This window comes from Bifidobacterium callitrichos, assembly GCF_008698085.1.
In the GTDB taxonomy this organism is placed as follows: domain Bacteria; phylum Actinomycetota; class Actinomycetes; order Actinomycetales; family Bifidobacteriaceae; genus Bifidobacterium; species Bifidobacterium callitrichos.
Window position 1 is genome coordinate 37,359 of record NZ_RZJP01000003.1, and the last position, 26,509, is coordinate 63,867.

General features: G+C 65.1%; 21 protein-coding genes and 1 other RNA gene. 5 read left to right on the plus strand and 17 right to left on the minus strand.

Going from position 1 to position 26,509, the window contains the following annotated elements; all coding sequences use genetic code 11:
• Window positions 1–578: 578 nt before the first annotated feature.
• The 13 genes from ssrA to mraZ all read right to left on the minus strand — a co-directional run bounded on the left by ssrA (window position 579) and on the right by mraZ (window position 15,322).
• Window positions 579–975, minus strand: a transfer-messenger RNA (tmRNA) gene (ssrA, locus tag EMB92_RS07230).
• 122 nt (window positions 976–1,097) lie between these two features.
• Window positions 1,098–2,072 (minus strand): cell division protein FtsQ/DivIB, encoded by a 975-nt coding sequence (locus EMB92_RS07235; RefSeq protein ID WP_150394343.1) that lies wholly within the window; start codon window positions 2,070–2,072, stop codon window positions 1,098–1,100.
• Window positions 2,072–3,610 carry a UDP-N-acetylmuramate--L-alanine ligase gene (gene murC / locus EMB92_RS07240; protein ID WP_263390627.1) on the minus strand — a complete coding sequence of 513 codons (1,539 nt, stop codon included), beginning with the start codon at window positions 3,608–3,610 and terminating at the stop codon, window positions 2,072–2,074. The genes EMB92_RS07235 and murC overlap by 1 nt, the downstream gene beginning before the upstream one ends.
• 95 nt (window positions 3,611–3,705) lie before the next feature.
• Window positions 3,706–4,863 (minus strand): UDP-N-acetylglucosamine--N-acetylmuramyl-(pentapeptide) pyrophosphoryl-undecaprenol N-acetylglucosamine transferase, encoded by a 1,158-nt coding sequence (locus EMB92_RS07245; protein ID WP_140444373.1) that lies wholly within the window; start codon window positions 4,861–4,863, stop codon window positions 3,706–3,708.
• A gap of 44 nt (window positions 4,864–4,907) precedes the next feature.
• Complete coding sequence (locus tag EMB92_RS07250) at window positions 4,908–6,116, minus strand: peptidoglycan glycosyltransferase FtsW (protein WP_223847628.1); 1,209 nt, start codon at window positions 6,114–6,116, stop codon at window positions 4,908–4,910.
• Complete coding sequence (gene murD / locus EMB92_RS07255; RefSeq protein WP_150394344.1) at window positions 6,103–7,584, minus strand: UDP-N-acetylmuramoyl-L-alanine--D-glutamate ligase; 1,482 nt, start codon at window positions 7,582–7,584, stop codon at window positions 6,103–6,105. Before murD ends, EMB92_RS07250 begins: the two co-directional genes overlap by 14 nt.
• A gap of 114 nt (window positions 7,585–7,698) precedes the next feature.
• Window positions 7,699–8,805: a phospho-N-acetylmuramoyl-pentapeptide-transferase gene (gene mraY / locus EMB92_RS07260; protein WP_107043278.1), complete on the minus strand. Its 1,107-nt coding sequence runs from the start codon at window positions 8,803–8,805 to the stop codon at window positions 7,699–7,701.
• Window positions 8,806–8,907: 102 nt separating this feature from the next.
• Window positions 8,908–10,422: a UDP-N-acetylmuramoyl-tripeptide--D-alanyl-D-alanine ligase gene (locus EMB92_RS07265; protein ID WP_150394562.1), complete on the minus strand. Its 1,515-nt coding sequence runs from the start codon at window positions 10,420–10,422 to the stop codon at window positions 8,908–8,910.
• A 61-nt stretch (window positions 10,423–10,483) separates the two neighbouring features.
• The gene (locus EMB92_RS07270; RefSeq protein ID WP_150394345.1) at window positions 10,484–11,371 is read right to left on the minus strand and encodes a UDP-N-acetylmuramyl peptide synthase; all 888 of its coding nucleotides are present in this window, start codon (window positions 11,369–11,371) and stop codon (window positions 10,484–10,486) included.
• A gap of 28 nt (window positions 11,372–11,399) precedes the next feature.
• Window positions 11,400–13,223, minus strand: coding sequence for a peptidoglycan D,D-transpeptidase FtsI family protein (locus EMB92_RS07275; RefSeq protein WP_107043281.1), 1,824 nt, complete (start codon window positions 13,221–13,223; stop codon window positions 11,400–11,402).
• Entirely contained in the window at window positions 13,224–13,676 is a 453-nt protein-coding gene (locus tag EMB92_RS07280; protein WP_043165297.1) for a cell division protein FtsL, read from the minus strand.
• Between the two features lie 3 nt (window positions 13,677–13,679).
• Complete coding sequence (gene rsmH / locus EMB92_RS07285) at window positions 13,680–14,741, minus strand: 16S rRNA (cytosine(1402)-N(4))-methyltransferase RsmH (RefSeq protein ID WP_150394563.1); 1,062 nt, start codon at window positions 14,739–14,741, stop codon at window positions 13,680–13,682.
• Window positions 14,742–14,836: 95 nt separating this feature from the next.
• Window positions 14,837–15,322 (minus strand): division/cell wall cluster transcriptional repressor MraZ, encoded by a 486-nt coding sequence (mraZ, locus tag EMB92_RS07290; protein WP_190973626.1) that lies wholly within the window; start codon window positions 15,320–15,322, stop codon window positions 14,837–14,839.
• 339 nt (window positions 15,323–15,661) lie between these two features.
• Between mraZ and EMB92_RS07295 the strand changes: the two genes are divergently transcribed.
• Both EMB92_RS07295 and serA read left to right on the plus strand, forming a co-directional pair.
• Entirely contained in the window at window positions 15,662–17,941 is a 2,280-nt protein-coding gene (locus tag EMB92_RS07295; protein WP_150394346.1) for a HelD family protein, read from the plus strand.
• A gap of 10 nt (window positions 17,942–17,951) precedes the next feature.
• Entirely contained in the window at window positions 17,952–19,151 is a 1,200-nt protein-coding gene (gene serA, locus EMB92_RS07300; RefSeq protein ID WP_150394347.1) for a phosphoglycerate dehydrogenase, read from the plus strand.
• Window positions 19,152–19,252: 101 nt separating this feature from the next.
• Here serA and nrdR read toward each other — a convergent pair whose 3' ends face one another.
• Together nrdR and EMB92_RS07310 are read right to left on the minus strand one after the other, a co-directional pair.
• The gene (gene nrdR / locus EMB92_RS07305; protein ID WP_043165476.1) at window positions 19,253–19,696 is read right to left on the minus strand and encodes a transcriptional regulator NrdR; all 444 of its coding nucleotides are present in this window, start codon (window positions 19,694–19,696) and stop codon (window positions 19,253–19,255) included.
• A 106-nt stretch (window positions 19,697–19,802) separates the two neighbouring features.
• A complete protein-coding gene (locus tag EMB92_RS07310) occupies window positions 19,803–20,072 on the minus strand; it encodes a LysM peptidoglycan-binding domain-containing protein (RefSeq protein ID WP_190973609.1) in 270 nt (89 codons plus the stop codon).
• Between the two features lie 175 nt (window positions 20,073–20,247).
• On the opposite strand from EMB92_RS07310, the gene lexA reads away from it, so the two are divergent.
• Together lexA and EMB92_RS07320 are read left to right on the plus strand one after the other, a co-directional pair.
• Window positions 20,248–21,051: a transcriptional repressor LexA gene (gene lexA / locus EMB92_RS07315; protein WP_150394349.1), complete on the plus strand. Its 804-nt coding sequence runs from the start codon at window positions 20,248–20,250 to the stop codon at window positions 21,049–21,051.
• Between the two features lie 138 nt (window positions 21,052–21,189).
• Window positions 21,190–22,131, plus strand: a complete 942-nt coding sequence (locus EMB92_RS07320) for a cation diffusion facilitator family transporter (protein WP_150394350.1) — start codon at window positions 21,190–21,192, stop codon at window positions 22,129–22,131.
• A gap of 855 nt (window positions 22,132–22,986) precedes the next feature.
• Here EMB92_RS07320 and EMB92_RS07325 read toward each other — a convergent pair.
• Entirely contained in the window at window positions 22,987–23,952 is a 966-nt protein-coding gene (locus EMB92_RS07325; RefSeq protein ID WP_043165480.1) for an L-lactate dehydrogenase, read from the minus strand.
• A gap of 249 nt (window positions 23,953–24,201) precedes the next feature.
• Window positions 24,202–25,689, minus strand: a complete 1,488-nt coding sequence (gene hflX / locus EMB92_RS07330) for a GTPase HflX (RefSeq protein ID WP_150394351.1) — start codon at window positions 25,687–25,689, stop codon at window positions 24,202–24,204.
• 154 nt (window positions 25,690–25,843) lie between these two features.
• Here hflX and EMB92_RS07335 point away from each other — a divergent pair, with 154 nt between their 5' ends.
• Window positions 25,844–26,509 carry a class I SAM-dependent methyltransferase gene (locus tag EMB92_RS07335; protein ID WP_150394352.1) on the plus strand — a complete coding sequence of 222 codons (666 nt, stop codon included), beginning with the start codon at window positions 25,844–25,846 and terminating at the stop codon, window positions 26,507–26,509.

A 26,509-nucleotide genomic window follows, 5' to 3' on the forward strand; every position in this document is an offset into this window, starting at 1 on the left:
CACCCTCCGGGAGTACCGCCACAGCCCCATCGCCGGTATTGCCTCCCAAGGTATCCCCATATCGAGATAGCGGTCCGAGACGTTCCTGTCACAACTCGTACGACGTGCCGATTCCACGTTGTTGTGGCCCTCTGCTTGTCCACAACTCGACCGAAACCTCATTTTTGCGATCTTATGGCAATGATCTCTGCCACATCGCACGCAACTGCGTTCTTTCAAACACTTGTGGCAGCAGGTCCCGCCACAACACTGCGGAATCGACGCAACGCAAGAGTTGTGGCAATCCCTGAAATGGCCGAATCCTTGGAATTCTGCCATTTTACGCGAATCGCATCCACAACGCCTCGGACGAGCTTTGCCACAACATCCTCAGAATCCTTTTTCCGAACACTTGTGGCAGTGGATTCTGCTGCAGAATCCGTCAGACCACATGCCGCACCACACATACCGCTCCCAGAAACCCTCTACAACGCCCCGAAACGGCATGTCGGCGAGCGCTGCGGGAGCGGAGGAAATGGCTCGAAATCGTTGGTATTCCAACGAAAAAGCGCCACCCCGTTTGGAGTGGCGCTTTCTGCCAGTGGAGATGCGGGGAATTGAACCCCGGTCCGGTGACCGTACCCTCAGTCTTCTACGTGCGTAGTCTGCTGGCCGTGCGGCGGTTTTTCTGCCCCCAACGATGTCGCAGACGACTGTTGGCGAGCATATCCGCAGTACAAGTCCCGATGCAGCCCTGTGGCTCGGCTACATCAGCAAGTCTCCTAAACGACGCTCAGCTTCCCTCCGAAGACGAGAAGGAGTGAACGGAGCGGCTGCTCACTGGTTAATCCTGGCGCGAAGCTCAGGCAGCGAGAGCGAACTCAGTGCGGTTAGATTTAGCACTTATTCTTTTGCCGGGGGCATCCACGAGCGGACCCGGCGTTCTCGGCACGCTTCCCTGCGACGAACAGGTCACCGTCGAAACCGATCATCCCCAATCTTGAATTATCAAGCCCCGCCCATTCAGGCGGACACCTCAGCATACAACCGATATGCGCTTTCGCGCAAGTTGGCGTATGCCGCGGCGGCATGGATCATGCCATCGGCGAACAAACCCGCTAGCGCAGCACCGGCCGCAGCGGGGCGGAGACGTCCACCTCGGTCTTGTCGCCGATCACCTTGGGATCGGACAGGATCTTGTCGACGACCGCCTTCTTGAGCTTCATCTGCGAGGAGTCACCCCACACGATCCGGTACTTGCCCTTGTCCTTGCCCATGTCGAGCTCGACGGTGACGGAGTCCTGCGTGCTCGCGGTAACCTTGGTGATCGCGTTGCGCATCGACTCGGGCAGCGAGTCGAGCACCTTGAGCGCCTCCTTGACTGCCCGGTTGTTGAGGCCGGAGGACACGCTCTTCACCTCGATCACGGGGATGCCGTCGGCCGACGCGCCGGCGACGGAGTTGAGCACCCGGGCCTTCGAATCGACGGCGGTCATCGAGTCGCCGCCCGCCGCCTTGAGCATCGCGGCCGGACGCTGCGATTCGACGTTCACGGCGAGACCGTGCGGCCATCGCTTCGACGCCGTCGCACTGGTGACGCCCGGGATCGCCGACATGCGTTCGGTCATGCCGCCGGTGTTGACCAGTACGAGGGAGCGCCCGGCCTGTTCGTTGACGATATTGCGGATGTCGCTTTCGCTCACCCATTCGTTGGCGCCGGAGACCGTGACCTGTGCCGGGTCGAGCCGCAGCACCGGGGAGAGGAACAGCAGCCATCCCAGTGCGGCGACGAGCACGACGGACAGCACCGCGACGCCGATGCGCAGGACGGTGACCCTCACGCCGGCGCGCTTGCGCTCCTTGGCGCGTGCCGTGAAGTCGACGACCTTGGGTCTGATGGCGAGCCCCAGAGTGCCGGAGTTCTCCTCAAGCGTCTTGGCGACGAGATCCTCGCTGCTCAGACGCCGGGCGTCGACGAAGTCCCCCGGCTTGGAACGGGAGGGGTCGGGCGTGGATCCGGAGATAGCCTTGCGCGGTTTGCGGCGTCGATCCCCGCCGGGATCCGCGCCGGAGCTGACGACGCGTCCCGCCATCAGTCGCAGCTTTCGCGATGCGCCTCGAGCGCGTGGAGGATCACCTCGCTCATATCGGTGATGTCACCGGCGCCGACGGTGAAGATGACGTCGCCGTGATGGGCGCGCATCGCCATCATCCGGGCGGCGAGTTCCATGTCGTCGACGGCCCGGAACTCCACGCCGGACATGCCCTGAGCCTCGCGCACGATGGTCACCGGCCCGACGCCGGGGAAATCGGCCTGCTTCTCGCGGGCCGGGAAGATGCCGGTGACGATCACGTCGTCGGCCTTGGCAAGAGCCTCGGCGAACTCGCGGGCGAAGAACTTCGTACGGCTGAACAGGTGCGGCTGGAACAGCACGCGGATCACGCTGTGCGGGTAGCGGCGGCGTGCGGCGTCGAGCAGCGCGGCGATCTCGGTGGGATGGTGCGCGTAGTCGTCGACGACCGTGACCTGCTTGACCACGCCCTTGACCTGGAAGCGACGCACGGCCCCGCGGAACGACGCGATGGCGGCGGCGGCATCCGCCGGGGCGACGCCCAGCAGCACGGCGGCGCTGATCGCGGCCGCCGCGTTGCGCGCGTTGTGCAGTCCCGGCACTTCGAGCGAGACGGGCTGTTCGACGTCGTCGCCGCCGGTGACGGACGCGGGAAGGTGCAGGGTGAAGCGTTCGGCGCCGGAGCCGGCGGATTCGCTCTCCGATTCGATATGCACGTACGCCGCGCCGTTCAGCCCCTTGAGTTCGGCCGCATCGGGTGCCGTCGTGCCGTAGGCGATGGCGTGGGAGGCGACGAACGGGTCGAGCGCGAGCAGCACGGCGAGCGCGTTCGGATCATCGGCGCAGATGATCACATGTCCGGTGGCATGGCCGGCGTGTTCGACGAACGCGGCGCGGTAGTGCGCCTCGTCGCCGTAGTGGTCGAGATGATCGGCCTCGCAGTTGGTGATGACGGCGATCTCGGGACGGTACTTCTCGAAGCTGCCGTCGGATTCGTCGGCCTCGGCGATGAGCGCCGCTCCTCCACCGACGTGTCCGCCGTCGATGACCGACCCGTCCTCGCCCTGGATGGATCCGCCGATCGCGTAGCTGGGGTCGGCGCCGCAGTGTTCGAGCATATGGGCGATCATCGAGCTGGTGGTGGTCTTGCCGTGCGCTCCGGCCACGGTGACCGCGCGGCGCCCGTGCATGAGCAGCGCGAGGATGTCGCTGCGGTGCACGATGCGCTTGCCGGCCTCGTGCGCGGCGACGATCTCCGGATTGTCGGGCTTGATGGCGCTCGAATAGACGATGGTATCCGCACCCTCCACGTTCTGCGCGCGCTGTCCGAAGGCGACGCTGATGCCCAGCTCCTCGAGACGGTCCGTCTTGGCGCTGCGCTCCCGGTCGGAGCCGGTCACGACGACGCCACGTTCGTGCAGCATCTCGGCGAGCACCGACATGCCGGCACCTCCGATGCCGATGAAATGGGTGGATCCAAGCGCATCGGTGGTTTCGTCGGCGGCGAATGCGGCGTGCTCTGGATCGAGGATGATGGACGAAGTGGTGTCTGCGGTCACGGAAACGTACTCCTTGTGGTACAAGTCAGATCTTCAATCATTATGTCGTATGCGATGACAGACGACGAATGCGCCGACGGGCGACGCCAGCCGGCTCAGGCGAGGTCGAGGATGCGCCTAGCCATCGTCTCGGCCGCGTCGCGGATGCCGTACTGCCAGGCGTGCGCGCCCATGTCATGCAACTGCTCCGGATCGTCGAGCAGTGTGGTGACCTCCTCACGCACCCATGTGGGCGTCAGATCCTTGTCGGCGACCATGATGCCGCCGTGCGCCTCGACGACCGGCTGGGCGTTGAACCGCTGTTCGCCGTTGCCGATGGGCAGCGGCACGTAGACCGCGGGCAGGCCGAGCGCTGTCAGTTCGGCCACGGTTCCGGCGCCGGAGCGGCATACGACCAGATCGGCGCAGGCGAAGGCCAGATCGATGCGTTCGAGATATTCGGCGACGTGGTAGTCGCCTCTGCCGGCATCGTCCGGGCCAAGACCCGTCAGATGTTCGGCGCCGGCATTGACGTCGACGAGGCTGCGGACCTCGTCCGACTTGCCCCTGCCGGTCAGGTGCACGACCTGCGCGACCTTGAGCAGATCGGCGGAGGCCGCGGCCACGGCCCGGTTGAGGCTGACCGCGCCCAGCGATCCGCCGGTGACGAGCACGAGCGGACGGTTCGGGTCGACACCGAGTTCGGCGGCGGCCTCGGCGCGCGCGGCGGCGCGGTCGGTTTCGAGCTTCGTCACCAGATCGGCGATGGCGGGGCGCAGCGGCAGTCCGACGCGTTCGATCGAACCGTCCGAGGCGGGCTTCAGACCGGTGCCGTCGTAGACGGTGCCGATGAACTCGGCCCAGCGGCTGCCCAGCTTGTTGGCCATGCCGGCCCGCGCGTTCTGCTCGTGGATGACGATCGGCAGACCCATCCTGTGGGCCGTGGCGTACACGGGCGCGGAGGCGTAGCCGCCGAATCCGGCGACGACGTCGGCCTCGCGCTCCTCGAGGATGGTACGGACCTTGCGGGTCTCGGCGGCCCACTTGCCCGGGAACTTGAGCATGTACAGGTTGGGGCGCCTCGGGAAGGGCACCTTCTCGATGGTGTCGAGCTCGAATCCCGCGGCAGGGACCAGATCCTTCTCGAGTCCGACCGCGGTGCCGATGACGCTGACCTTGGCGTCCGGTTCGAGTCGGCCGATCGCGGCGGCGACGGACAGCAACGGGTTGACGTGGCCGGCGGTACCGCCGCCGGCGAGGACGATGTGCTTCATGCTCTACGAGCATAGTCGCCCCGCCACGTCCTCGCGGCCATGACTCACAGCTTGGAGATGTCCGCCTTGATCTGCGGCTGCTGGCGCATGAAGCGCATGGCGACGCCGGAGATGGCCAGACACATGATCATCGACGAGCCGCCGGCGGAGATGAACGGCATCGGCACGCCGAATACCGGGAAGATGCCGACGACGACGCCGATGTTGACCATCGCCTGGCCGACGAGCCACACGAGGATGCACATGAGCACCATCGAACTGTAGCGGTCCTTGAGCTGGAGGGCGCTGAACAGCAGGCACCAGCCGAGGATCACGAAGATGAGGATCACCATCGCGCAGCCGAGGAATCCGGTCTCCTCGCCGATGATCGCGAAGATGAAGTCGTTGTGCGCGGCCGGCAGGTAGTTCCATTTCTCACGCGAGTTGCCCAGGCCCAGTCCCAGGAATCCTCCGGAGGCGATCGCGTAGCGGGCGTGCATCGACTGATAGCAGATCTCCTGCGCGTCGGCCGCGGAGCACTCCGTGTAGGCGGCGAGGATACGCTGACGGCGATTGGGACTGGAGGCGATCAACGCCACCACCAGCACCGACATGGCGACGACGAGCATCGCCATCCATTTGCCGGGGAATCCGGAGATGAGGAAGGCGACGATGCCGATGAACAGCAGGATCATCGCGGTGCCGAGATCCTTGCCGCCGAGCACGAGCAGCAGGGACAGGCCGTACACGCCACCGACCACGCTGTACGCCTTGACCTGCTCCTTGACGGTCCTCGCCCGGTCGTAGCGCCGCTTGGCGACGATCAGGGCCGAGGGCAGCCATATGCACAGGGCGAACTTGATGAACTCGGCCGGCTGGATGGTGAAGCTGCCACCGACGCGGATCCATCCGGTGTTGCCGTACTGGCTGACGCCGAGACCGGTGAAGGTCAGCAGCTGCAGAGCCATGGCGCCGCCCAGGGCGACGATGCCGAACCTGCGGTAGAACCTGATCGGCACGAACGAGAGAATGAACCCGACGATCAGGCCGACGATGCAGAACGCCGCCTGACTCAGCGAGCCGAGGAAGGGGGATTTACCGGACGAGGCGGCCGATACGGCGGAGCTGGAGAACACCATGATCACGCCGAAGACGCTCAATCCCAGCACCGACATGCGGAACCCGTGGTAACACCACAGCGGATTGAACAGGCTCTGCGGCTGCGATCCCGGTGGTCGGCGACCGGACCGGCCGGGACGTTCAGCGTCCGTCATACGTCTTCACCCATCGCTTGGCGGCTTCGGTGAACTTGACGCCGCGATCGGCGTAGGAGACGAACTGGTCCATCGACGCGCAGGCGGGGGCCATGAGCACCACGTCGCCGGGTTCGGCGTAACGTCCCGCGGCCTCGACCGCACGGGCCATCACGTCGTCGTTCGGATCGGGGTTGATGACCGTCACCGGCGTGTCCGGCGCAGAGGCGGCGAACGCGTCGATCATCGGCTGCTGATCGCGGCCGATGATCACGGCGGCCTTGATGGTGTGCCTGCGATCGGCGACGAGACGCTCGAACCGGCTGCCCTTGGCGAGGCCTCCGGCGATCCACACCACCGAGCCGTCGGCGAAGCTGGACAGGGAGGCGTTGGCGGCGTGGGCGTTGGTGGCCTTGGAGTCGTCGACGAAGCGGATGGAGCGTCCGGAGGCGTCCGGCGTGCTCGTGGCGACGGTGACGATGCGGTGACCGCCCGGGTGGAAGGTCTTCAGGGCGTCGAGCGCCTGCTGCCTGTCCGCGCCGAAGCCGAGCACCAGTGCGAGCGCGGTCAGCGCGTCGGCGAGCAGGTGCGGGTAGATCGTGCCGTCCGGCTCCATCAGATGCGTGAATTCGGCGACCTGCGCGAGGCGTACGCTTTCGCCGACCTCTGCCCCGGCCACGCCGCTCCTGTCGACGATCCATCCGTCGGCGACGCCGATCTGGCCGGCCTCGGGCTCGTGGAGCGTGAAGCCGACCCTACGGCAGCCTTCAGCCGGCTCGGCCTCATGGGCCTTTTCGGTGACGAGCGGGTCGTCCGCGTTGTAGACGAGGGCCCGCGTGACGCCGTGGAACACCTTGGCCTTGTCCGCCGCGTAGTTCTCGCGGCCGCCGTGCCAGTCGAGGTGGTCGTCGGCGATGTTGGTGATGGCGGCGCAGGCGAGCTCCAACGAATCGGTGAAGTGCAGCTGGAAGGAGCTCAGTTCGACGCACAGTACGTCGTGCCTGGGGTTCGTGGCGCAGCGCGACAGCGACATCGCCATGTTGCCGGAGGCGATGTTGCCCGCGGTGGGGGCATCGTAGCCGCATGCGGTGAGCATGACCGAGGTCATCTCCGTGGTGGAGGTCTTGCCGTTGGTGCCGGTGATACCGATCCACGGCGCCGGACGGCCGGTGCGAGCCGAATCGACGCGCAGACGCCACGCGAACTCGACCTCGCTCATCACGGGGATGCCGCGCCGCTGCGCCTCGAGGATGAACGGGGTGCGCGGGTTGAACACCGGGGACGACATGACGTAGTCGACTTCGTCCCAGTTCACCTTGTCGAAGGAGTCGAGGTCGGCGGTGGGCTTGCGCTCGTCGACGCCGATGACCCGTGCGCCCTGCTCCTTGAGCACTTCGGCCAGCGACGTGCCGGACACGCCCAGTCCCGCGATGACTACCGTCTTGCCTTTGATATCCATGATGGTCTTGCCCCCTGCATGTGCTTGCATTGATCGTTGTCGATCGTCACGGCATTATCCCAGCCGTGTGTTTCGTTTGTTGCGAGTCGTTCCGTCAGCCGAACCGAACCGGGTTCATCCTGATTCAGCAGGACTCAGCCGAACTCAGCCGAACAGCAGTCCGGAACGGGTCACCCAGTCGCCGTAGAAGATCACCAGGGCGATGAGCACGAACATGAGCTCGATCATCCAGAAGCGGACCACGACCTTGGACTCCTGCCATCCGCACAGCTCAAAGTGATGGTGGATGGGAGCCATCTTGAAGACACGCTTGTGCGTGGCCTTGAAGTAGCCGACCTGGATGACGTCGCTCATCGCCTCGATCACGTACAGTCCGCCGAGAATGACGGCGAGGAACTCGGTGTGCGTGGCGATCGAAAGCGCCGCGAACAGGCCGCCGAGTGCGAGAGAGCCGGTGTCCCCCATGAAGATCGTGGCCGGATTGGTGTTGTACCACAGGAACCCGATGCAGGCCACGGCCGCGCACACGGCGATGATGGTCAGGTCGAGCGGGTCGGAGACGGCGTACGCGTAGCCGGAGTGGCCGGCGCCCTTGAGGTGATAGCTCTCCCAGAAGGCGATGACGCCGTATCCGGTGAACGCGATCATCGAGGATCCGGCCGCGAGACCGTCCAGACCGTCGGTCAGGTTCACGGCGTTCGTCCACGCGGTCATCAGGAAGTTGACCCAGACGACGAACAGGATGATGGCGACGACCCGGCCCGCGAACTCGAAGCTGAAGAACGGGCGTTCGATGAAGCTCATGCCCGCCTGCGCGCTCGGGAAGCCGCTCTTGGTGGGGATGATGAGGGCGAGCACCGCGTAGATGGTCGCGAAGATGAACTGGCCGATGAACTTGCCGCGGACCGTCAGACCCTCGCTCTGCTTCTTGCGCACCTTGGCGAAGTCGTCGATGAAGCCGAGCAGGCCCATCGAGACCATCGCGAAGAGCACGAGCACCGCCGACCACGAGGGCACGTCTCCCATGTGCAGGTAGCGGTAGAGGGCCGAGGACGCCCACCCCAGAAGGATGGCGAGGTTGATGACCACGCCGCCGAGGGTCGGCGTGCCTCGCTTGACCTGATGCGACTTCGGTCCGTCCTGACGGATGTACTGGCCGTAATGGAGACGATGCACCAGACGGATGAGCATCGGGGTTCCGGCGAGCGTGACGACCAGCGTCACCAGCATTCCTATGATCAGCGCAATCACTTGGGGTCTTCCTCTTCCCTATTCCCTATAGTTCCCGGGCCACGCCCGAAGGTCTTCGTTCGTTTCTCGGCGATACCCGACGGCCGATTATCCGATACCAGCCTAGTGGCGAGCCGGGTCAGCCGGCGCCCATCGTTCGGCCAGCGCGCTCAGACCCGAGGCGTGGGATCCCTTGAGCAGTGCCACGGTTCCCGGATGCTCGGACGCGACGGACGTGACGAGTCGGTCGGCCTCATCGGCGTCGTGGACCCAGTCCACCGCGGCGTTCCCTCCCCTGGCGGCGATCGCCGCGCGGGCCCCCTCCGCCAGCGCTCCGGCGAGTGCGTCGAACTCGGCGTCCGTGGCGGAGCCGACGGCAACGATCCGGTCGAGGCCGAGTTCGGCCGCGTAGGCGCCGATCGAACGATGCAGGCCCTGCTCGTCGCCGCCGAGTTCCAGCATCGCGCCGAGCACCGCCACGCGGTAGGGCTGCGTCTTTCGGCCCGCACCCCAGCGGGCGAGTCCGTCGAGGCCGGCGCGCATCGAATCGGGGTTCGCGTTGAACGAGTCGTCGATGAGCGTGAAGACCGCGCCGTCACGCTCGACGGTGGAGACGGCCATGCGGTGCGGGCTGATGCGGCGCTGCTCGCCGAGCACGCGGGCGATGTCGTCCAGCGGCATGCCGAGCATGTGCGCCACGGTGGAGGCGGCGAGCGCGTTCATCGCATTGTGCGCGCCGGGGATGGCCAGACGCACGGCCGCGGTGCCGCCGTTGGCGGCGACGAGGGTGAACGACGGGTGATCCATGTCGTCGGTCGTCAGGTCACGGACGGTGAGTGCGTCCTCGTCGGCGTGCGCCGGGTCGATGCCGAACCAGACAACGTCGGCGGGGGCGATGGCCCGCATCGCGGCGACGTGCGCGTCGTCGGCGTTGAGTACCGCGGTGCCGGACGGCAGCAGGCCCCGCACGATTTCGGACTTGGCCTGCGCGATGCGTTCGACGGAGCCGAACTCACCCAGATGGGCCACGCCGACCTTGAGCACGATGGCGATGTCCGGCGGGGCGATGGTGGTCAGGCGTGCGATCTCGCCGACGTGGTTCGCGCCCATTTCGGCGACGAAGTAGCGGGTGTCGCCGTTCACGGTCAGAGCCGTCAGGGGCAGGCCGATCTCGTTGTTGAACGAGCCGACGGGGGCGACGGTCTCATCGAGCGTCGACAGCAGCGACTTGAGGAGGTCCTTGGTGGTGGTCTTGCCGACCGAGCCGGTCAGCGCCACGAGCGTGAAGGGCTTGCCGGCGTCCGCGCGACGACGTTCGATGTTGTGTCGGGCGAGTGCGCCGAGCGCCTCGACGGTGTCGTCGACGACGATCTGGGTGACGTCCGCATCGGACATGGCGTGGTCGACGATCGCGGCGGCGGCGCCCTTGGCACCCAGTCCCGCCACGTAGTCGTGGCCGTCCACGCGTTCGCCCTTGATGGCGACGAACACACCGCCTTCGCCCACCAGACGGGAATCGCTGGTCGCCGAACGGGCGACCTCGCCTTCGGGCACCACGCCCGCGTGCTCGCCCACGAACGGGGCCGTGACCGTTCCTCCGACGGCTTCGGCGATCTCCGTGATGGTCATCGGCATCATCGTGCTGGACAAATTCCTCTCCTCGGTTGTGTGTTGTTGTTCCGTCTGTTGCTGCGTCGTGCTACTGCAGATCGCCGGCCACGCGCAGCGCGTTCCTGATGTTGTTGCGACGCACGCCCGCGGCGAGCACCATCGCTATGGCGAGTGACAGACGCGAGCGTTCGGCCGCGTCATCGCCTTCGCTGGCGTATTGGGCGAGCGTGTTCGACTCCTCGGTGGGACTGGTCACGCGCATCTGCTCGTCGGCGCGGAAGCCGTACTCCCCCTGCATGCGTTCGATCATCGCCCGGTCCGCGTTCGCTGGCGCCGGAAGCGACGAGCCGAGCACGTCGACGTTCACCGCTTCGAGCGCGTGGGCGCGGACGGTCAGATCGTTCAGCGCGATGACCACGGCGGCGGCGCCGTCCTCCGCGCAGATGGCGAGGGCTCGCTGCAGGTCGATGATGCCGAGTGGATAGTCCAGTTCGAGAGGACGTTCGAGGGAGTACGATCCCCCGACGCTGATCGTGCCCACCGGATTGCCCAGCATGTGCAGGAACCGGGCGAGTTTGTCGACGGTGGCCACCCCTTCCTGTGGCGTGGCGGCGCTGACGGCGAAGATCGCGAGCGTGTTCGACGGATTGCCGGCCATCTGGGAGGCGAGCGTGCCCACCTCCTCGGGCGTCGGGTCGGCGAACAGCAGCGGCATGTCCGGATCGGACAGGGTGTCGCGTTCGGATGTCGGCACGATCGCGGCGTAGGCGCCTGCCCTGCGCGCCCGGCGCAGCGCGTCCATGCTCATGTCGTGGCCGGGGTGGAAGAGCGCGCCCGGCTCGATCGAGTCGAGATCGTCGGCGAGCGAGGTGACGGTGACGTGTCCGGCGAACGGCGGCACCAGTTCCCACCCGTAATGCTCGACGAGGTGCCCGAGGGTCATGCGCTGCATGATCGACTCATTGACTGCACTCATAGTGTCCCTTTCATCATTGCGCCGCTTTTCACCAATCCACTGCAATAGCATCCGTGCGCGGAGACGAGGTGGGCACTTCGTACTTCTGCATAAGGAATTCACCAATTTTGGCGAACAATGCGCCGGAGGTGAGACCGCCGTACGTGCCGTCGGGATCCTGCATGACGACGGTGACGACATAGCGCGGATTGTCGGCGGGCAGGATGCCGACGAAGTCGGCGATGATCGAGGTGAGCCGTCCGTCGGCTCCCGCGACCTCGGCGGTGCCGGTCTTCGCGGCGACGCGGTAGCCATTGACGCCGGCGGTGGCCTTGTACTCCTCGCCGACCGACTCCATAGCGTTCCTCAGCTGTTTGGCGTACTGCTCGTCGATGACGCGCGTGGCCTCGTTGTGCACCTTGTCGGTGACGTGCCCGTCCGCGTCGGTGATCGACTTGATGATCGACTGCTTGCGGATGACGCCGTCGTTGGCGATGACGGAGATGGCTCGCGTCAGCTGCAGGGGGTTGACGGTGTATCCCTGGCCGAACAGGACGGTGTCCTTGGTGCGCCCGTCCCAGGCGGAGGGGGATGCGAGGATGCCGTTCGTCTCGCCGGGCAGATCGAGCCCGGTGGGCTGTCCGATGCCGAATTTGGTGAGCATCTCATGGCGCTGCTGGGGCGTCACGTTCTTGGCGGCCATGACCATGCCGACGTTCGACGAGTTCCTCAGGATGCCGGCGAGCGTCCAATGCTCGCTGCCGTGCTCGTGGGAGTCGTGGAACTTCTGTCCATTCCAGTCGATCTCGTAGGGGACGGTGAACTTGTCGTCGATCTTGTGCGCACCGTTCTGCAGGATCGCGGCCATCGCGGGCACCTTGCCCACCGATCCGGGCTCGAAGGTCTGCGTGACCGCGCGGGAGGCGTTGAGCTTGGCCTGGTCGGAGCCGGCCTGGATCTGGTCGCTGTCCTCCAGGGCGATGATCTCGCCGGTGCGGCAGTCCTCGACCACGGCGACGCCCCACTTGGCGTGGAAGCTCGCGACCCCCTCGGTCAGGACCTTCTTGACGTACCAGTCGACATCGGCGTCGATGGTCAGACTCACGTCCTTGCCGTCGACCGCGTCCTTCGATTCGGTGACGGTGCCGGGGATGACCTCGCCGCCGAGGCCGCGCTGGTACACGGTGTAACCGTCGGTGCCCTTGAGCGTCTCGTTGAGGGTGCTTTCCAGTCCGGCCGCGCCCTCACCCTCGTCGTTGACGCCTCCGAGCAGGGATCCGAGCAGCGTGTTCTCGGCGTAGACGCGTTCGCTGCTCAGCTCGCCGTAGACGATGCCGGCAAGTCCCAGCTTGTCGATCTTGCGCTTGACGGCGGGGGTGACGTCCTTCTTGATGATGAGGTACTTGCCGTCGCCGTTGAGCTTGGCCCCCAGTTCGAGCGCGTCGACCTTGAGGATCGGGGCGAGCAGACGCGCCACGGCGGCCGCGCCCGTGGCGCCGACCGGCTTGCCGTTGACCTGATGGCAGTATCCGAGCGTCTTGGCCTGCTTGGATCCGCACGCCACCGGCGTGAACGCGGTGGCGGCGTCGGGGATGCCGATGATGTTGTAGCGCTCGACGCTCTGGGCGAGCACCGTGCCGTTGGTGTCGGTGATCCTGCCGCGGTTGGAGCGGATCGTGATCCTGCTGGTGCGCATATCGGTGGCCGCCTGCGCGGTGGCGCGCCCCTGCAGCAGCTGCACGCGGGCGAGCTGGAGCAGGCACGAGCCCGCCACCACGGCGAGCACCATGCCGATGACGAGGCAGCGGAACATGAAGGAGTCCAGTCCATGCCTGCGCATGAACCCCTTGTAGAAGGGCTCCCTTCGTGCCATTTACTTACCCTCCGTGGACTTGTAGCCGTTGAGATCGATGGATACGGAACTGGACTGCGGGACCATGCCCATGTCGCTGGCCTTCTGCGGCAGGGATGCCTGCAGCTGGTCGAGCTTGGCCTGATCGTCCTGGACGTCCTGGGTCAGACGGCTGATCGACGTCTCGATCGCCGACACCTCGAACGCGTTCTGCACCATCTGCGTGCGCAGCATCAGCGCGCCGATGAGGGTGGAGGCGAGGAAGACCACGGCCACGATGATGTGCACGGTCGGGGCGGAGCGGGTGCGCACCCACTCCATGAACCGGCTGAAGCCTGCGGCGAGATCGTCCTTGTCAGTGCGTCCTCCGTTGACGACGCGCAGTTCGGGTCGCGATGCGGGCTTCGCCGCGGGCTCGGGCCGACGCGAGGCCGGCACCGCGTTGGAACGCAGGGAACGTGCTGTGGCTGCCATGATCTAGTTCCTCTCCCCATACTGGCGGTCGGATGTGCTTGCTGTCTCGTACCGTTCGATGAAACGGCGTGGTATCGGTCTGACGAGCTCCACCGCGCGCAGGCGTACGGACGCCGATCGCGGGTTCGAGGCGATCTCCTCCTCATCGGCCTTGATCGCCCCGCGCGTGAGCTCCCTGAAGAACGGCCGCGCCTCGGGAGGCACCACCGGCATGTTCGGCGGCACGTCGGCGACGAGCCCGTCGTTCATGAACGTCTTGACGGTCTTGTCCTCCAGCGAGTGGTAGGACTCGACGACGATGCGCCCGTGGCCGCGCAGTCGCAGTGCGATCTGCGGCAGGGTGCGGGCGAGCTTGTCCAGTTCGCCGTTGACCTCGATGCGCAGCGCCTGGAACACGCGCTTGGCGGGGTTGCCCGCCGGCCGGTGCGCCTTGGGGACGACCTCGTCCACAAGCGCGTTGAGCTCGGCGGAGGTGGTCAGGGGGCTCTCGGCGCGGCGCACGACGATCTCGTGCGCGATCTGGCGGGAGAACTTCTCCTCGCCGTAGGTCCTGAAGATGCGCGTCAGGCTGCGTTCGTCGTATTCGGCGAGCACCCGTTCGGCGGTCAGCGGCTGGCTGACGTCCATGCGCATGTCGAGCGGCGCATCGTGCGAATAGGAGAAGCCGCGATCGGTCTCGTCGATCTGCAGGCTCGACAGACCCAGATCCATGAACGCGGCGTCCACGCGACCGATGCCGTGCTCGTCGAGCGCCTCGGTGAATTCGTCGAAGGCGGCGTGCACGGGGATGAACCGGTCGGCCAGTCCCTCTCGCCGCATGCGCTCGGTGGCCAGTCCCAACGCCTCGGCGTCGCGGTCGATGCCGACCAGTCGGGCCTCGGGCGCTGCCTTGAGGAATGCCGTGGCGTGTCCGGCGAGTCCCAGCGTGCAGTCCACGATCGTGGGATGCACATCGCGCCCGTCACGCCCAGCGGCCTTCAGGCCGCCGGTGACGAGTCGCACGCAGTCCTCCAGCAGCACGGGACGGTGGATCGCCGCCAGGTCTCGCTCCTGCGTCTCGGTCATATCGTCGTCTTTCCGTTCGTTCGTCTTCGTTGGTCCGTGCGGTTCGTGCGGTTCGCGCGGTTCCGCGTTCGTGTCGTTCGCGTCCATGCCGGTCATCAGAACTCCACCTCCGGCAGCACGTCGTCCGCGATGTTCGCGTAGTCCTGCTCCTTCTCGGCCAGGTAGGACTCCCACGTGGCGCGGTTCCAGATCTCGGCGCGGGTGCCTACGCCGATCACCACGATGTCGTCCCCCAGATGCGCGTAGTCGCGCAGCATCTGCGGAACCAGCACGCGCCCCTGCTTGTCCGGCGTCTGGTCCACCGCTCCGGAGAGGAACACGCGCAGGTATTCGCGCGCCGCCTTGTTGCCCACCGAGACGCGTTGGATCTGCATCGCGATGCGCCGGAACTCGGCCACCGGCAGCAGGTAGACGCAGCGCTCCTGACCGCGGGCCATGACCAGCCCCTGTCCGAGCTGGCCACGCATCTTGGCGGGCAGGGCCATGCGCCCCTTGGAGTCGATCTTCGGCGTGTAGGTGCCAAGCATCAGAGCGGGCATGCCCAGATCGGCCATCACTCCGGCGACCCCACCCATCGGCATGCCGCCCATCGACTGCGTGGACTGTGCTGACTGGCCCAAACCGCCTTGGGCGGGGTCGAATGCCATGCCGTTCGCGTTTTCGCCGGTCAATCGCCCCACCTCCTTGCCGTTTCACTTCGGACACACCACGCCACACTGATTCCCCACTTTACCCCACGACTCCCCATTTTTCCCCACCCGATCACACTTTCCGCGCTTTTTCACGGGGCCCCGACCCGAACGGCGAATTCAACCGAAGTTCATCTTCCACGTCGGATCATGCAGTCCGATCGTTCGGGGGAAGGAGTAGATTGGGATACCTTGAATTTTTCGTTCAGACAAAAGGGAAACGGTACAAGCATGTCGAGTTACGCCTCGCAACTTGAGGAGGAACAGCGCGCGGTGACACGCGCATACGACCGTCTTGACGCATTGCGCGCCGAAGCCAGGGAACGCCTCGACGCCGTGCGCGCCGCCGGCGCCCACGGCTCCCCCACGCAGCGCACCGAGCGCGACTCCTTCGCCACGATGTACGAGGACCGCCTCACCCAGCTGCGCTCGGTGGAGGATCGTCTGGTGTTCGGCAGGCTCGACGATTCGGCCGGAGGCCGCCGCTACATCGGACGCATAGGACTGACCGACAAGTCCCACACGCCCATCCTCACCGATTGGAGGGCGGACGCCGCCCGCCCCTTCTACGAGGCCACCCCCTCGCATCACGGCGACATCGTGATGCGCCGCCACATCACCCTGAGCTTCCGAGAGGTGGTCGCCGTCGAGGACGAGGTGCTCGACGTGCACTCCGATCAGGTCGGCGAGGCGTCCAAATCCGGCACGCTCACCGGCGAGGGCGCGCTGCTGGCCTCGCTCAGCTCCAGGCGCACCGGCAAGATGACCGACATCGTCGCCACCATCCAGGCCGAGCAGGACCACATCATCCGCTCGCAGATGGGCCGCGCCGTGGTGGTGCAGGGAGGCCCCGGCACCGGCAAGACCGCCGTGGCGCTGCATCGCGCCGCATATCTGCTCTACACGCACCGGCGCACGCTGGAACGCTCCGGCGTGCTCGTGGTCGGCCCGAGCTCGGCGTTCCTGCACTACATCGACCAGGTGCTCCCCTCGCTGGGCGAGACCGGCGTGGTCTCCCGCACCATCGCGGACCTCATCCCCGGCGTGCACGCCACGACGTTCGACACCCCGCGCGCCGCACAGCTCAAGGGCGATCACCGCATGGCCAACGCCATCCGCAACGCCGTCTCCTCCCGCGAGCGCGTGCCCGCCGACCTGCCCGTCGTGCAGATCAGCGGCATTCCGGTGCCGATGCTGGCCGCCGACATCGAACAGGCGCAGGCCGAGGCCCGCCGCACCCGCCAGCCGCACAACAAGGCGCGCGAGACCTTCGTCAAATCGATGATCTCCGCGATGCGCGTGCGCTACGAGGAGCAGCTCGACTACACGCCCGATCAGGACGAGATCAACCGCGCCGTCTCCCTGCTGCGTATGAACGACAAGGTGCGTGTGGCACTGAACCTCGCATGGCTGCCGATGACCGGCCCGTGGCTGATCGACGACATGTTCTCCAAGCCGGACAAGCTGCGCCACTTCGCCCCGTGGCTGTCCGACGAGGACGTGGCCGAACTGGTGCGTCCGAAGGGCTCGCCGCTGACCCGCTCCGACGTGCCGCTGCTTGACGAGGCGCTTGAACTGCTCGGCGACGACCCGAAGGTGGCCGCGCGTCGCAAGCGCGACGAGGCTCGTGCGAAGGAGGCCCTGCAGTTCGCGCAGGACACGCTCGCCCAGAACGGCATCGGCAACGGGCTGGTCACCTCGCAGATGCTCGTCGACCAGATCAACGGCGACGACGTGGAGCTGACCGCGCAGCGCGCCGGACGCGACCGCGAATGGGTGTACGGACACATCGTCGTCGACGAGGCGCAGGAGCTCACCGCGATGGACTGGCGCATGCTGATGCGGCGCTGCCCCTCGCGCTCGTTCACCATCGTGGGCGATGTGGCGCAGACCAGCGCCCTCGGCGGCACGCGCTCCTGGCCCAAGACGATGAACCGTCTGTTCGGCCGCGGCAACTGGGATCTCAACGAGCTGACCATCGACTACCGCAACCCGCAGGAGGTCTCCGATCTGGCCGGACGGTTCGCCGAGGCGCAGGGCCTGTACATCTCCACCGTGCATGCGGTGCGCCGTATCGCCGACGCGGTCACGCGCACCGTGGTGCAGGATCGCGGCGAACTGGTGGCGGCGGCCGCGCGGGAGGCCGCGGATCTCGCAAGGCGGTTCGTCGCCAAGGACGGATCCGGACGTGTGGCGATGATCGCCCCGGAGTCGCTGGTGGATACGCTGCGTCCGGCCGTCGCTGCCGCGCTTGCGGATGCGCTTGGCGCCGACGAGGCCGCACGCATCGCCGATCAGGAGCCGTGGGACCGCCAGGTGACGGTGAGCGGCACCGAGGAGGTCAAGGGCCTCGAATACGACGCGGTGGTGCTCGTCGAGCCAAGCCTGATCGATCAGGAGTCGCCGAGCCGACTGGTCGCCGCGGCCGATCTGTATGTGGCGATGACCCGACCGACACAGCGTCTGGCCATCGTTCGGACCTCAATGGACGAAAAGGACCTGGAACTCTAAGGTGGGAAACATGCCTAAAGCACTGTTACTGGAAAACATTCATCCCGACGCGGCCCAGTCGCTGCGCGACCACGGTTTCGAGGTCGTCACGGCGAAGGGCGCGCTGAGCGAGGACGAGCTCATCGACGCACTTGACGGCGTCGACATCGTCGGCGTCCGTTCGAAGACAAGCGTCACCAAGCGCGTGCTCGAAGCGCGTCCGACGCTGTCCGCGGTCGGCTGCTTCTGCATCGGCACGAACCAGGTGGATCTCGACTTCGCCGGCCGTCAGGGCATCGCCGTGTTCAACGCCCCGTACTCCAACACCCGTTCGGTGGTGGAGCTGGTGATCTGCGACATCATCTGCCTGATGCGCCGCATCCCGGCGCACACGCATCATCTCAAGCACGGTCTGTGGGACAAGTCCGCCTCCGGTTCGCATGAGGTTCGCGGCAAGACCCTCGGCATCATCGGCTACGGCAACATCGGCTCCCAGCTGAGCGTGCTGGCCGAGGCCCTAGGCATGCGCGTACTGTTCTACGACCTCGAGGAGAAGCTGGCGATGGGCAACGCCCGCCGCTGCGCCACGCTCAACGAGCTGCTGGAGCAGTCCGATGCGGTCACGCTGCACGTGGACGGCCGCAAGTCGAACACCGGCTTCTTCGGCGAGGATCAGTTCGCGCATATGAAGCAGGACGCGATCTTCATCAACGCCTCGCGTGGCTTCGTCGCGGACCTCGACGCCCTCAAGCAGCACCTCGACTCCGGTCACCTCTCCGGCGCGGCCGTGGACGTGTTCCCCGTCGAGCCGAAGAAGAACGGCGATCCGTTCATCACCTCTCTGGCGGACGAGGACAACATGATCCTCACCCCGCACATCGGCGGTTCGACGCTGGAGGCGCAGAAGTCGATCGGCCACTTCGTCTCCCAGCGTCTGGAGGACTATTGGGAGAAGGGCTCGACCTCGCTGTCGGTGAACCTGCCGCAGATCAATCTCGGCCCCAACCGCGGCGTGACGCGCATCGCGCACCTGCACGCGAACCTGCCGGGCGTGCTCGCACGCGTGAATCACGTGCTCGGCGAGGAGAACATCAACATCGCCGCCCAGTCCCTCGGCACCGAGGGTGAACTCGGCTATGTGGTGACCGATGTCTCCCAGAAGCCGTCCCAGAAGACGTTGGAGGCTCTGCGCGCCATCGAGGGCACGATCCGCATGCGCGTGATCTCCTGACGGCGGTGTATGGCTCTGACGCATCTGCACGCCAGGGCGTGAAAGGGGCTGTGACTCCCCCGCTGGGAGTCACGGCCCCTTTCGTATGGCTTTTCTACGTCTTATGCGTGCTTCAGCTCGTCAATCGCCGACTGGAAGTCGTCGAGGTTCTCGAAATTCTGGTAGACGCTGGCGAACCGCAGATAGGCGACCTCGTCGAGGTCGCGCAGCGGCTTGAGAATCGCCTTGCCGACCTCATCGGAGGTGACCTGAGCCTGACCGGTGGAGCGCAGATCCTCCTCGACGCGCTGGCCGAGCATCTTCAGATCGTTCTCCTTGACCGGCCTTCCCTGACATGCCTTGCGCACACCGGAGATGACCTTGTCGCGGTTGAACGGCTCCAGACTCCCGGAGCGCTTCTCCACCAGCAACGTAGTGGTTTCCAACGTGGTGAACCGCTTGTTGCAGTACAGGCACATGCGGCGACGACGGATGGAGTAGCCGTCCTCGCTGACACGAGTTTCCACAACCTTGGTTTCGGCATGATGACAGTAAGGGCAATGCATGAACTCCACCATACCGTGCCAATCACGGAAATTGCCATTCCCACGGGGTTTCGCATGACCAATCATCCGAAAATCCACTGGCGGACGCCGCAGGGACTCCCCTCGTCTAATCATCCGGTTCCTCCACAGGCACGAGGATCCGCTGCCCCACCTCGAGCGACGTGTCTTCCAGATGGTTGAGCTCCACCAGCTCCTCCACCGATTGGTTGACATCACCTCCCTCGGGCGTGACCATCTCGGCATAGGTCCACAGGGATTGCCCGGGTTGCACGGTATAGCTCTCCACCTCCATGGGCCCCGCCGCCGAATCGGCCATCGACGGACTGAACGCACTCAATGCGGCCACTGCCACGAGCACAACCAGCAGCAGCGCCATGATCCTTGACAGGATTCGTTCCATGGTCACCACACTCTCTCGAACACTTGTTCTAACGAACGGATGTACTAATTGTGGCATGAATGTTCGAACAGCGCAACCCGCCGTGTCGAACAAATGTTTGATGAAACGAACAATTCACGTTATGCTGGTCACATATTCGAAAGGAGAGCCCATGAGCACCATCCCGTTCAACCCGGGCATCGCCGACGGCCAGACCGAGACGGCAAAACCGCTTACCGACCGTCAGCGCCGTATCCTCGAGGCGATCACTACGTACCAGAACGAGTGCGGCTTCGCTCCCTCCTTCCGAGACATCGGCGAGGCCTCCGGCCTCAAGAGCCCCTCCTCGGTCAAGCATCAGTTGCAGGTGCTGGCGCAGAAGGGCTATATCCGCCTCAATGCAAACAAGGGGCGCGCCATCGAGATCCTGCGCGCTCCCGATGCCGAGACGGCATCATCCACCGATCAGCATATCTCCGTCCAACCGTCCCGTACGGCCGCCGACATCGAGGCGAAGGACAGCGTGGAACGTCGTTCCAGCGCCATCGTCTATCGATTCCCCACCACGCTTGGGCAGGAGACGGACGGCGAGTCGTCGGACTCCCGTGACGTCCCGCTTGTGGGCCGCATCGCCGCGGGCGTGCCGATCACCGCCGAACAGCACGTGGAGGATGTGATGCGTCTGCCCGAACGTCTGACCGGTTCAGGCGGAAGGCTGTTCATGCTGGAGGTGCATGGCGATTCGATGATCGACGCCGCCATCTGCGACGGCGATTTCGTCGTGGTGCGCGAGCAGAACGACGCCGTCAACGGCGATATCGTCGCCGCACTGCTGGACGGCGAGGCGACGGTGAAGACCTATCGCAAGGAGCATGGCCATCTGTGGCTGATGCCGCACAATCCCGCCTACGCCCCCATCGATGGCACACAGGCCACGATCATGGGCAGGGTCGTGACGGTTCTGCGCAAGCTGTGATACACTGAACGCCCAGCAACAGGAAACCCCGGCAACGGCCGGAGTTTTCGCGTTTCTCAAGCAAAACGGAAATGGTATTGAGAAGCGGTCTCATTCCGCGAATACCGAGAAGGCACGAAGGAAACGAGGATCACGACCATGGCACATACGCTCGCGGAGAGCGGATCGAACGGATCCAAGGAGCACCAGCATCGGCTGACGGCGACGCTCGCCGTCACCGCCTCGGTGTTCGTCATCGAAGTGGTCAGCTCGCTGCTGACCGGATCGCTGGCGCTGCTGGTGGACGCCGGTCACATGCTCACCGACATGTCGGTGCTCATCGCCTCTACGGTGACGGCGATTCTGATGCGTCGCAAACCCAATAATCACCGTACGTGGGGCTGGGCGCGCCTCGAGGTGCTGACGGCCGCCGCCGGCGCGATCGTGCTGCTGATCGTCGGCATCTACGCGCTGGTGGAGGCCGGCATGCGTCTGTTCGGAGGCTCCAAGGCCGGCATCGAGGACATCGATCTGCTGCTGTTCGTCGGCATTCTCGGTCTGGCGGCGAACGTGGCGTCGATCTTCATCCTCGCCTCGCAGCGCGGCGACAACATGAACATGCGTGCCGCATTCCTGGAGGTGATGAACGACGCCCTCGGCTCGGTGGCGGTGGTGTTGTCCGCACTGGTGACGATGTCGACGGGATGGAGCGGATTCGACGCGGTGGCAGGCGGCGTAATCGCCCTGATGATGATCCCGCGCGCGATCATGCTGCTGCGCAATGCGGTGCGCGTACTGCTCGAGGAGACCCCGGAGGGGTTGGATCTGGACGCAGTGCGCGAGCATCTGGAGCATGTGCCGCATGTGGTGGCCGTACACGACCTGCATGCAAGCACGGTATCGACCGGCATGCCGATCCTCATGGCGCATATCGTCGTCGAGAAGGGCTTGACGATGGAGCAGGCCGCGGACATTCTCGAACAGCTGCAGGACTGCCTGCGCGAGCACTTCCCCGTATCGGTGCCCCATACCACGTTCCAGTTGGAGCCGGAGGGCTACCGCTCCCCCTCCGACGACCAGATGCACTCATCGGAGAAATGACAGACACGCAAGCAAACAAGTACATGCGAAAGGATCGAGAGAGGGTGCAGACAACAATGGCCACTTCAGCCCGATGCCTAGGTGTCTGCCTGGTCGATACCGTGGTGTTTCTGCCACGATTCGCATGACGAGCCGATTCCACGCTGTTGTGCCCCTCTGCTCTTCCACAACACAACCGGAACCGCACTTTCGCGATCCTGTGGCAGCGATTCCTGCCACATCACAGGCGATTTTGTTCTTTCGAACACTTGTGGCAACGGGCACTGCCACAACACGGCAAAATCCACGCAATACAGACGTTGTGACGAGCCTCTTAATTGCAGAATCCTTGGAATTCCGCCATTCCTTGCAAATCGCATCACAGACACCTCGGAACGCACATTGCCACAACGTGCCCGGAATTCCATTTTCAAACACTTGTGACAGCGGATTCCGCCATATCACGCCGATTCGGTCGAAATGATCGCGTTGTGACAACAGGTACGAGACGCAGGCGCCGATCGATACGCCAATCAAGTTTTCTAGTTCGAGCGTCCGGCTGGGATGATTATCCCGGTCGGCAAGTTCATCGCAAAGCCCCTTTCCGCCTATTCACGGCTGGGCGACCAAGACCAGTTACGCACTACCGACACAGACCCCCACACCGACACCCGATTATAAGGAAGAGGAAGAGGAAGAGGAAGAGGAAGAGGAAGAGGAAGAGGAAGAGGAAAAGGAAAAGAAAAAGAAAAAGAAAAAGCGGTGGCCTCCAACCAATGCATAGTAAGGTTGGAAGCCACCGTAAATCACAGCCCATCACCAACTCACGCGCGAATAGTCACGCGTACAGGTGATATCGGTTCGAACAGAAGCCGATCAGAAGCCGAACTGGGCGGCGGTTTCCTTCAGCGTCTCGGCGGAGCGCTTGAGGGCGGCGAGCTCGTTGTCGGAGACCGGGGTGTTGATGGCGGTGTTGACGCCGTTGCGGTTGAGCAGGGTCGGGACGGACATGCACACATCGGAGATGCCGTGGAAGTCCTTGAGCATGGAGGACACCGGCAGGATGCGGTTGGAGTCCTTGAGGACGGCCTCGATGATGTCGACGCCGGACATGCCGATGGCGTAGTTGGTGGCGCCCTTGCCGTTGATGATCTTGTAGGCGGCGTTCTTGACGTCCTGGTGGATCTGCTCGCGGACGGTGGCGTCGAGCGGCTCGTGGCCCGGCAGCGGCGTCCAGTCGAGCATCGGAACACCACCGATGGTGGCGGAGGTCCACAGCGGAACCTCGGAGTCGCCGTGCTCGCCGGCGATGTAGGCGTGGACGTTCTTGACGTTGACGCCGGTCTGCTGCGCGATCAGGAAGCGCAGACGGGCGGAGTCGAGGTTGGTGCCGGAACCGAAGACCTGGTTCTCCGGCAGGCCGGAGAGCTTCTGGGCGACGTGGGTGGCGATGTCGACCGGGTTGGTGATCAGCATGTAGATGGCGTTCGGGGCGACCTTGACCAGGTTCGGGATGATGGCCTGCAGGATCTTGACGGTGGCGCCGACAAGCTCCAGACGGGACTGGCCCGGCTTCTGACGCGGGCCGGCGGTGATGACGACCATGTCGGCGTCGCGGCAGATCTCAGGATCGTCCGAACCGTCGATGGAGACGGTCGGATAGAAGCTGGAACCGTGCTGCATATCGAGTACCTCGGCCTCGACGCGCTCCTTGGCGATGTCCTCGAGGACGATCTCACGGGCGACGCCGCGCTGGGCGGCTGCGAAGGCGAGGGTGGAGCCGACTGCGCCGGCGCCGATGACGGCAAGCTTCGTGGGCTTGGTAACCAGGGTTTCTGCCATGTTCATGAACCTCTCTTAGAGTGGACGTCCGCTTGCGGGCGAACATCATTCAACCAACGGCTCTCAATGTACTCCCATTACCTGACTTCGCATACACCGACACACGTCATGAATCGTTGGAAATACTGGATTGTTACCGCTCACAACATCATGCAGGGAACAATGTGGTAAAGGTCACATTGACAGTGCATGAACATTCGTCAACACCCGGTCGGACACGCCGGCCGAACCGATCCACACACCCGAGAGTCACCCGATGGAATGCTCCACCAGACGCGCGGCCAGACGGCTGTCGACGTCCGCGACCACCTTCACACCCTCGGCGAGCCATTCGATGCTGTCGACATGCCCGTACTCGCGCACCTGCGAGAGCAGCGAGCCGGCCGAATACGGCAGCAGCGCCTCGACATGCACGCCCGGGGTGGGCAGCAGCGCCTCGACCGCGTCGCGCAGCTCGTCGAGCCCGCGACCGGAATACGCGGAGACGATGTGGGCGTCCGGCTCCAGCGCGGCGAGTCGCTCCAGCGTCGCCTCGTCGCATCGGTCAGCCTTGTTGAACACAAGCAGCCGCGGGATCGATTCGGCGCCCTCGATGTCGGCGAGCACCTCGTTGACCGCGTCAATCTGCGAGAACGGATCGGGGTGGGAGCCGTCGACGACGTGCAGGATCACGTCGGCCTCGCCGACCTCCTCCAGCGTCGACTTGAACGCCTCGACCAGCTGCGTGGGCAGTCTGCGGACGAATCCGACGGTGTCTACGTAGGCGTACAGTCGCCCGTCCCGCGCCTTGGCACGGCGCACGGCGGTGTCGAGCGTCGCGAACAGCGCGTTCTCGACGAGCTCGCTCGAACCGGTCAGACGATTGGTGAGCGACGACTTGCCGGCGTTGGTGTAGCCGACCACGGCGATGGTGGGCAGACCATAGCGACGACGGGATCCACGCTTGACCTCGCGGGCCGGCGCCATCTCGCGGATCTGCCTGCGAAGCCTGGCGATGCGGGTGCGGATGACGCGACGATCCATCTCGATCTTCGTCTCGCCCGGGCCTCGCGAGCCGATGCCCGCGTCGGCGCCCGCCGCTCGACCGCCGGCCTGACGGGACAGCGAACCGCCCCAGCCGCGCAGTCGCGGCAGCATGTACTCGAGCTGCGCGAGCTCCACCTGCGCCTTGCCCTCACGGCTGGTGGCATGCTGGGCGAAGATGTCGAGGATCACCGCGGTGCGGTCGACGACCTTCACCTTGGCCGCATCCTCCAGTCCTCGACGCTGGCTCGGCGGCAGATCGTCGTCCACGACGATGGTATCCGCCTCCTCGCGCGCGACGATGTCGGCGATCTCCTTCGCCTTGCCGGAGCCTACGTAGGTGGCGGCGTCGGGCTTGATGCGATGCTGCAGGAGGCCGTCGCACACGACCGCGCCCGCGGTCTCGGCGAGCGCGGCGAGTTCTCGCAGCGACTCCTCGGCCTTGGCCTGCGTGGTGAGCGCGGACGACCACACGCCGACGAGCACGACGCGCTCCAGACGCACCTTGCGGTATTCGACCTCGGTGACGTCCTGCAGCTCGCCGAGACCGGTGACGTGCTTGAGCTGGTTGCGGGATTCGCGCTCCTCCCACGCCTCATCGTGGCTTTCGGCCCATGGTGCGGATCCGCCGCCCTCGTCGATCAGGACCTCGGACGCCTCGGCGAGCACATCGCCATGCTCGTCCCCCTCGGTCCGGTCTTCGTACTTCCCCATGGATTCGGCGTCGCGGGTCAATGCCACCTCTTTTTCACGCGTTGCGTGGTATCACGATTGAACTATGGTTCCTTATTATACGGACCGACCAACGGACAATCGAACAATCATTCAAACGAACAAGTAAACGAACGAACACGGAAGTGGAACGATCATGACGCAACAGACGGAACAGTATTTCTCGGCCGAGCCATCCTCGAAGGACGTGCGGCGCACGCTCCACGTGACATTGCGCGGGCGTGAGGCGACGGTCCAGGTCTCCAACGGCGTGTTCTCCTCCTCGCGCGTGGATCTTGGCACGTCGGTGCTGCTCAGGCACGCCCCCGAGGCGCCCGAGACCGGTCGTCTGCTCGATCTGGGCTGCGGATGGGGTCCGATCACCCTCGCGATGGCGTTCGAGTCTCCCGAGGCGCAGGTCATGGCGGTGGACGTCAACGAGCGCGCGCTGGATCTCACGCACGCCAACGCCGTGTCCAACGGCTGTGCGAACGTGCGCGTCACGCAGGTCGACGAGTCCGGCACTCCCCTGCCGACCGATCGCCAGCCCGCGTTCTGCGAGCCGATCGACGCGGACGAGACCTTCGACGCGATCTGGTCGAATCCCCCGATCCGCATCGGCAAGGAGGCGCTGCACACGCTGCTGATGGCCTGGCTGCCGAGGTTGAAACCGAACGGCGCCGCCTATCTGGTGGTGCAGAGGAATCTCGGCTCCGATTCGCTGATCCCATGGCTGGACGATGCGCTCGGAGAGGATTTCTCCGTGTCCAAGTACGCAAGCTCCAAGGGCTTCCGTATCATTGAGGTTTTGCGAAATAACTAA

What these genes read in the sequence shown, in the direction of transcription:
- EMB92_RS07295 (WP_150394346.1), top strand. Translation starts at nt 15,662, where the DNA reads ATGTCGAGTTACGCCTCGCAACTTGAGGAGGAACAGCGCGCGGTGACA.
- serA (WP_150394347.1), top strand. Translation starts at nt 17,952, where the DNA reads ATGCCTAAAGCACTGTTACTGGAAAACATTCATCCCGACGCGGCCCAG.
- mraZ (WP_190973626.1), bottom strand. Translation starts at nt 15,322, where the DNA reads ATGCCGATGGGTGGGGTCGCCGGAGTGATGGCCGATCTGGGCATGCCC.
- EMB92_RS07325 (WP_043165480.1), bottom strand. Translation starts at nt 23,952, where the DNA reads ATGGCAGAAACCCTGGTTACCAAGCCCACGAAGCTTGCCGTCATCGGC.
- EMB92_RS07275 (WP_107043281.1), bottom strand. Translation starts at nt 13,223, where the DNA reads ATGGCACGAAGGGAGCCCTTCTACAAGGGGTTCATGCGCAGGCATGGA.
- EMB92_RS07310 (WP_190973609.1), bottom strand. Translation starts at nt 20,072, where the DNA reads ATGGCGCTGCTGCTGGTTGTGCTCGTGGCAGTGGCCGCATTGAGTGCG.
- rsmH (WP_150394563.1), bottom strand. Translation starts at nt 14,741, where the DNA reads ATGACCGAGACGCAGGAGCGAGACCTGGCGGCGATCCACCGTCCCGTG.
- EMB92_RS07265 (WP_150394562.1), bottom strand. Translation starts at nt 10,422, where the DNA reads ATGATGCCGATGACCATCACGGAGATCGCCGAAGCCGTCGGAGGAACG.
- EMB92_RS07335 (WP_150394352.1), top strand. Translation starts at nt 25,844, where the DNA reads ATGACGCAACAGACGGAACAGTATTTCTCGGCCGAGCCATCCTCGAAG.
- lexA (WP_150394349.1), top strand. Translation starts at nt 20,248, where the DNA reads ATGAGCACCATCCCGTTCAACCCGGGCATCGCCGACGGCCAGACCGAG.
- EMB92_RS07270 (WP_150394345.1), bottom strand. Translation starts at nt 11,371, where the DNA reads ATGAGTGCAGTCAATGAGTCGATCATGCAGCGCATGACCCTCGGGCAC.
- EMB92_RS07235 (WP_150394343.1), bottom strand. Translation starts at nt 2,072, where the DNA reads ATGGCGGGACGCGTCGTCAGCTCCGGCGCGGATCCCGGCGGGGATCGA.
- EMB92_RS07250 (WP_223847628.1), bottom strand. Translation starts at nt 6,116, where the DNA reads ATGACGGACGCTGAACGTCCCGGCCGGTCCGGTCGCCGACCACCGGGA.
- hflX (WP_150394351.1), bottom strand. Translation starts at nt 25,689, where the DNA reads ATGGGGAAGTACGAAGACCGGACCGAGGGGGACGAGCATGGCGATGTG.
- nrdR (WP_043165476.1), bottom strand. Translation starts at nt 19,696, where the DNA reads ATGCATTGCCCTTACTGTCATCATGCCGAAACCAAGGTTGTGGAAACT.
- murD (WP_150394344.1), bottom strand. Translation starts at nt 7,584, where the DNA reads ATGCAAGCACATGCAGGGGGCAAGACCATCATGGATATCAAAGGCAAG.
- EMB92_RS07245 (WP_140444373.1), bottom strand. Translation starts at nt 4,863, where the DNA reads ATGAAGCACATCGTCCTCGCCGGCGGCGGTACCGCCGGCCACGTCAAC.
- EMB92_RS07320 (WP_150394350.1), top strand. Translation starts at nt 21,190, where the DNA reads ATGGCACATACGCTCGCGGAGAGCGGATCGAACGGATCCAAGGAGCAC.
- EMB92_RS07280 (WP_043165297.1), bottom strand. Translation starts at nt 13,676, where the DNA reads ATGGCAGCCACAGCACGTTCCCTGCGTTCCAACGCGGTGCCGGCCTCG.